9 protein-coding genes are annotated in these 6,072 nt (G+C 54.9%); 2 read left to right on the top strand and 7 right to left on the bottom strand.

Going from position 1 to position 6,072, the window contains the following annotated elements:
- Nucleotides 1-271: 271 nt before the first annotated feature.
- Both V8J85_RS17520 and V8J85_RS17515 read left to right on the top strand, forming a co-directional pair.
- Nucleotides 272-643: a hypothetical protein gene (locus tag V8J85_RS17520; RefSeq protein WP_339955062.1), complete on the top strand. Its 372-nt coding sequence runs from the start codon at nt 272-274 to the stop codon at nt 641-643.
- 53 nt (nt 644-696) lie between these two features.
- Nucleotides 697-1,149, top strand: coding sequence for a hypothetical protein (locus tag V8J85_RS17515; protein WP_339955061.1), 453 nt, complete (start codon nt 697-699; stop codon nt 1,147-1,149).
- A gap of 363 nt (nt 1,150-1,512) precedes the next feature.
- Here V8J85_RS17515 and rplP read toward each other — a convergent pair whose 3' ends face one another.
- From rplP to V8J85_RS17480, 7 genes are all read right to left on the bottom strand, one after another.
- Nucleotides 1,513-1,926, bottom strand: a complete 414-nt coding sequence (gene rplP, locus V8J85_RS17510) for a 50S ribosomal protein L16 (RefSeq protein WP_339955060.1) — start codon at nt 1,924-1,926, stop codon at nt 1,513-1,515.
- Nucleotides 1,927-1,939: 13 nt separating this feature from the next.
- Complete coding sequence (gene rpsC / locus V8J85_RS17505; RefSeq protein ID WP_339955059.1) at nt 1,940-2,641, bottom strand: 30S ribosomal protein S3; 702 nt, start codon at nt 2,639-2,641, stop codon at nt 1,940-1,942.
- Nucleotides 2,641-3,021: a 50S ribosomal protein L22 gene (gene rplV, locus V8J85_RS17500; protein WP_339955058.1), complete on the bottom strand. Its 381-nt coding sequence runs from the start codon at nt 3,019-3,021 to the stop codon at nt 2,641-2,643. Before rplV ends, rpsC begins: the two co-directional genes overlap by 1 nt.
- A 3-nt stretch (nt 3,022-3,024) precedes the next feature.
- Nucleotides 3,025-3,303, bottom strand: a complete 279-nt coding sequence (gene rpsS, locus V8J85_RS17495) for a 30S ribosomal protein S19 (RefSeq protein WP_339955057.1) — start codon at nt 3,301-3,303, stop codon at nt 3,025-3,027.
- 3 nt (nt 3,304-3,306) lie between these two features.
- Nucleotides 3,307-4,149, bottom strand: a complete 843-nt coding sequence (gene rplB, locus V8J85_RS17490) for a 50S ribosomal protein L2 (protein WP_339955056.1) — start codon at nt 4,147-4,149, stop codon at nt 3,307-3,309.
- A 192-nt stretch (nt 4,150-4,341) separates the two neighbouring features.
- Nucleotides 4,342-5,313 carry a hypothetical protein gene (locus V8J85_RS17485; protein ID WP_339955055.1) on the bottom strand — a complete coding sequence of 324 codons (972 nt, stop codon included), beginning with the start codon at nt 5,311-5,313 and terminating at the stop codon, nt 4,342-4,344.
- The gene (locus V8J85_RS17480) at nt 5,313-6,062 is read right to left on the bottom strand and encodes a hypothetical protein (protein WP_339955054.1); all 750 of its coding nucleotides are present in this window, start codon (nt 6,060-6,062) and stop codon (nt 5,313-5,315) included. Before V8J85_RS17480 ends, V8J85_RS17485 begins: the two co-directional genes overlap by 1 nt.
- Nucleotides 6,063-6,072 lie beyond the last annotated feature (10 nt).

Raw genomic sequence — 6,072 nt, 5'->3', positions numbered from 1 at the left:
ATCGAGATGTTCTACAATCCGAAACGCAAGCACACAAACAACGGCATGCTGTCGCCCGTTGACTTCGAAGAAAGACAGCTCAAACTAAAACAGGCGGGTGTCTAGGAAACTAGGGGCACCTCAGTCCGAAAAACCCTGACGACGGACAGGATATAAGCTAGACCGCGTTTGTAAGCTGATCTTGGACGGATCATTTGGTACAGTGCGACACTGCTCAACTGCTTCGTCACTGTACCATCTTCACCTGAACAAAGCGGATGTTCACGCATACATGTCAACAACAGCTGCGATTGGGTATTCAAAAGCTGAACTAAGACGAATATTGGCGACAAACGACCCGACCGTCGCACATATCGTGCGCAACGGCATGATTTCAGGGACTGCAGCCAAGAACCCGCACAATAACAAGAAGATGATCCGTTTTCTGCCAGATGGAATCGACGCTTTTTTGCGGCAGTATCTTCCGTTGGGTTTGTTTGCTTGGAACGCCGAGATGCAGCCAAGGGCAGCGATGCTGTACTTCGCAAAATTGGATCTTGAGGCGCTCGGTTGGCCCCGAAAATACAGTCGAATTTACCGTCGCGCCGACTTACCTTCGGAAATTTCAAACATGCAGATAGGATGGGCTCCGCCAACAGGCTAAACCTCCGCCTCCAATCACTTTTTACGCAGGCAACAATGAAACCCGAGCCAATAGTGAAGTACCTCTTAGCCTGTGTTGCTGCATTGAGCGCAGGCGTGGCTTTCGCATTCAAATTTTTTCTGGAAGCGCGCGACTACCCCGAGCTATCTCTTGTCATGCTTGCGGTCATTGCGTTCGTGATCGGTACGATATGTTTGCTCGCCGCCTTGGCCGTTTGCGGTGTTCTAAGTTCAGCTTTTGCGGATGCCTTTCGGACTAAGCAAAAAGACACAGGCGATATAGCCAACGAAACGGTTGATAACACTGCTGAATTGGAAACCGTAAGCTTCACTGAAAAACGAACTAGTTTACCAGTTAAGGTTTTCCTCATCATCACAGGCTTCTTTGGTATTGTCGCCGCGTTCGTTCTCCTGCTTATCGGTTTCTCCGCATTTCACTTTGCTGCGGGCCATCCAGGAGAAACACTGGGCGCGTTCCGAGTTCACCTCGAGTCACAAATTCAATAGTTAATCAGCGTGGCGCAGGCCACAGACTTGGCCTGCGCTCGATTGTGCTTTTATGTGTCAAAAGTTGCCTGGGGGTTGTCGTGGAAAAGCTTCCTTCCTCGTAAGATCAATAACTTAAAGTTTGACTAGTTACCCGAAGCGCTGTCGTTTAACAATTTTTAACCTCTAGTGTCCTAGCAAGAACGATCAGTTCAATTACTTCTATTGATCGGCAATGGCGATTCGGTGGCATTCCTTCACCACATATCAAAAAAGCCCCCGCCGCTTTTGCGACAGGGGCTATTTATTTTCAATCAGGTGCGGCCTGCGCGTTTGTTGCGCAAATGCGCTACGTCGCACTTCCTCATTTTCGCCGTGCGGAAATTACCAGTCTTCCCGCACCACGGTCCGCGTCTTGACCGGCAGTTTCATCGCGGCAAGACGCAGGGCCTCGCGCGCGACGGTCTCGGACACGCCGTCGATTTCAAACATGACGCGGCCAGGTTTGACCTTGCACGCCCAGAAGTCGACCGAACCCTTACCTTTACCCATACGGACTTCGATAGGCTTCGACGTCACGGGCAGGTCAGGGAAGATCCGGATCCAGACCCGGCCCTGACGCTTCATGTGGCGCGTCATGGCCCGGCGGGCGGCTTCGATCTGGCGGGCGGTGACCCGCTCTGGCTCAGTGGCTTTCAGACCGTAAGTGCCAAAGTTCAGATCAGAACCGCCCTTGGCGAGCCCCTTGATCCGGCCTTTGTGCATCTTGCGGAATTTTGTACGCTTTGGCTGAAGCATCGTTCAGGTCTCCTTAGCGACGCGGGCCGCGAGGGACAGCGCCCTCTTGCAGCTCAGCATGTTTGCGGTCATGCGCTGACGGGTCATGCTCCATGATGTCACCTTTGTAGATGAACACCTTGATGCCGATGATCCCATAAGGTGTCATCGCCTCGTAATGCGCATAGTCGATATCGGCGCGCAGGGTGTGCAGGGGCACACGACCTTCGCGGTACCATTCGGTCCGTGCGATCTCGGCGCCGCCCAGACGACCGGCAAGGTTGACCCGAATCCCCAGGGCGCCCATGCGCATCGCGTTCTGAACCGATCGTTTCATCGCACGGCGGAAGGATACGCGGCGTTCCAGCTGCTGACCGATGCTTTCAGCAACCAGGGCCGCGTCAAGTTCGGGCTTGCGCACCTCGACGATGTTGAGGTGCAGCTCCGAAGACGTCAGGTTCGCCAGCTTCTTGCGCAGACCTTCGATGTCTGCACCTTTCTTGCCGATGATCACACCGGGACGGGCTGCGTGGATCGTGACGCGGCACTTTTTGTGCGGACGTTCGATGATCACGCGGCTGACGCCGGATTGCTTGCACTCTTCCTTGATGAAGTCCTTGATTTTCAGGTCTTCCAACAAAAGATCGCCATAGTCCTTGGTATCGGCGTACCAGCGGCTATCCCAGGTGCGGTTGACCTGGAGGCGCATGCCGATGGGATTGACTTTGTTACCCATTATGATTGCTCCTCAACTTGACGCACCTTGATGGTCAGCTCTGAAAACGGCTTGATGATCTTGCCGAAACGGCCACGGGCCCGGGGGCGTCCGCGTTTCATGATCAGGTTCTTGCCGCAATAGGCTTCGGCAACGACCAGTTCATCGACGTCCAGATTGTGATTGTTCTCGGCATTGGCGATGGCGGACTGAAGGCATTTCTTCACGTCAGCCGCGATCCGCTTTTTGCTGAAGGTCAGGTCGGTCAATGCCTGTTCGACCTTCTTGCCGCGGATCATCGCAGCCACGAGGTTGAGTTTCTGCGGGGACGTCCGAAGCATACGGGTTTTTGCCATTGCTTCGTTGTCGGCCACGCGGCGGGGGTTTTTATCCTTGCCCATGACTTATTTCCGCTTCGCTTTCTTGTCCGCGGCATGACCGTAATAGGTGCGGGTCGGTGAATATTCACCGAACTTCTGACCGATCATGTCTTCGCTGACGTTGACAGGGATATGCTTCTTGCCGTTGTAGACCCCGAAGGTCAGCCCAACGAACTGAGGCAGAATGGTGGAACGACGCGACCAGATCTTGATCACTTCGTTGCGGCCGCTTTCGCGGACAGCTTCGGCCTTTTTCAGGACATAAGCGTCGACGAACGGGCCTTTCCATACGGAACGTGCCATATCTTAACGGCCTTTCTTCTTCGCGTGACGCGAACGGACGATCAGCCGCTGCGACGCTTTGTTCTTGTTACGGGTGCGCTTGCCCTTGGTGTCTTTACCCCAAGGTGTCACAGGCGTCCGGCCACCGGATGTGCGGCCTTCACCACCACCGTGCGGGTGGTCGATCGGGTTCATCGCGACACCGCGGACGGACGGGCGGATGCCCTTGTGACGGTTGCGACCAGCCTTACCAAAGTTCTGGTTGGAATTGTCAGGGTTCGACACCGCACCAACCGTCGCCATGCATTCCTGGCGGATCAGGCGCAATTCGCCCGACGACAGACGGACCTGGGCATAACCACCGTCACGACCGACGAACTGGGCATAGGTACCTGCCGCACGGGCGATCTGACCACCTTTGCCGGGCTTCAACTCGATATTGTGGACGATCGTCCCGATAGGCATGCCGCTGAAGGGCATTGCGTTGCCGGGCTTGATGTCGGCCTTGGCCGACGCGATCACCTTGTCACCAACAGCCAGACGCTGCGGGGCAAGGATGTAATTCTGGGTGCCATCTTCGTACTGGATCAGTGCGATGAAGGCCGTCCGGTTCGGGTCATATTCGATGCGGGCGACAACAGCGGACATATCCATCTTGTTGCGCTTGAAATCGACGATCCGGTAGAGACGCTTTGCGCCCCCACCAATGCGACGCATGGTGATCCGTCCGGTATTGTTCCGACCGCCCGATTTGGTCAAACCCTCGGTGAGGGCCTTGACGGGGCGTCCTTTCCAAAGCTCCGAACGGTCGATCAGCACCAGCCCACGCTGGCCCGGCGTCGTCGGTTTGTACGACTTGAGTGCCATGTTAGCTTCTTCCGTTTGCTTGGCGGCCCCGCGTGGGACCTATGTGGTGAAGGGCCCCGAAGGTCCCCGGTTCGTAGCTGCCGTAGGGTGGGTAAAATCCACGCGCCCGACAACATCACAACACCCCGGACGAATCCGGGGTGGTTGGGATGGGCGGCTTATAGGGGGGGATGGGTGAGGTGGCAAGAGCCTCTATTCATCAACGTCAGCCTCCGCATCATAAGGAAACCGCAACGGCACAAGTACGCCATCCGGGCCGACCTTATAGCCACTCAACCACCCCGCCGATTGATCAAACGGCACCTCGATCGCCACACATAGCCCAAACGCCCGGGCGAGGCGCTGCACACCGTCATCAACGGTCTCTTCAATCATCGCACCTTCACTGTCTTCAACAGCGTCAAAATACTGATGCAATTCGACCAACGGCCCGCCATGACCTAACATGGGAAAATCCGACGACGGCACAACCGAATATTCGATACTGAGTCCATCGGCCTCGTAAAAGCCACCGATAATGTGATCATCCGATCTGGTGACGGAATACGCCTCACCACCCATCAGCGCCGTCAAGCGATCCATCAAGGTCAAAGCACTCGCGACATTATCTGCCCCGACCAACGCACCACGGCCCAAAACCACAGGAAACGGTTCACTGTCCGGCACATGCTGATCCGCAGGCAAAAGCCGGGTCTCCATCGTCGTCACATCAGGTTCCGCGAACATCTCTGCTTCTTCATCGAAATCGAAGGGCTCGACCGCCGCTAGGACCGACAACAATTGATCGGGACGGTTCTCATCGAAATGAAAAACAGCAAAGCCGGCCTGCGACAAATCATTGAACAAGATCGGATCGCTGACCAAGAAAACATCTTTTCGTGGATCGTAAATGTCGGCACTGCGCAAAATGGCTATCCCATCATGAAACGACATTTCCTTTGAAAAGAAATCGACCGCAATCTGACCATCCCGGAATTCCGCACGATAAGGATGATAATCATCGGCATCGCGAAACCTTAGATCAAAGATACTGATCCCGTGACCGGCCACGACATATTGCGATGATCGTGTAAGGTTATGACGCGCTGCGAAACCATCCAACTCGGAATGGTTCGACGATTGATGCCTGACACCCTGCGGCATGAAAATGACCGACAACTGCATCACGTCCTCCAATTCGGGCCGTTGAGCCGTGCATGCGCGACCAAGCCGGGATACGGCGTTATGGGTCTAAAGTAGTTGCGAACAAATGGCATCTCACCTGCAATTACGACGAAGATCGTAAATGGCGTCTCTGGACTTCTGCAAAACACTGAGTAAGCGGCAAGCTGGGCAACGGCACGCGCCCGCGCACTCAGCCACTTATCACCGGCAAATCGCTGGAAAGTTCTTATCGGCCTTGGCCTACGCCCAAATCGACGCGCAAGAAAATTTTGCAGTATCTTGCCGTCGCGATATCGCTGATAGGCTGCGCGAAGCCACCATTTGCGGTTCCTCGTGTTAACAAAGGTTCTGCGACCAACATAAAGTGCCAATCCTCGGTCGGATTGAGAGTACTTCGCCTCCAATAGGCAGCAACCGAATTTATAGCTAGAAGGTGCCGCTGGTGGCGGCGTTGCCGCCAAACCATCGGCCCAAACAGCATTTCGCGGATCCAGCTCATACCCGATATGCTGAAAGGCACTCATGTACCAACTTGGATCGAGAATGTTGTATTCCAAAGGGCCACATTTGTCGGTTTGGTACCGCACCCAATCCTGTTTGCTTCGGGTATCGCTCGGCGCGATCTGTATACGCACACGTTTTGTGGGTAGCCCCGCCTTGAAGGCGTTAGCTCGCCCTTCGTTACAATGCGAGCAACAACTTGCAACATCGTCATCACCCGCCAGATCAAGTAAGTTCTGAGCTTCCATGCCATCGCCT

It is taken from the genome of Yoonia sp. 2307UL14-13 (genome assembly GCF_037572755.1).
GTDB lineage: Bacteria > Pseudomonadota > Alphaproteobacteria > Rhodobacterales > Rhodobacteraceae > Yoonia.
The sequence above is the reverse complement of the archived record's forward strand: the minus strand, read 5'-3'. Positions and strand labels throughout refer to the sequence as shown.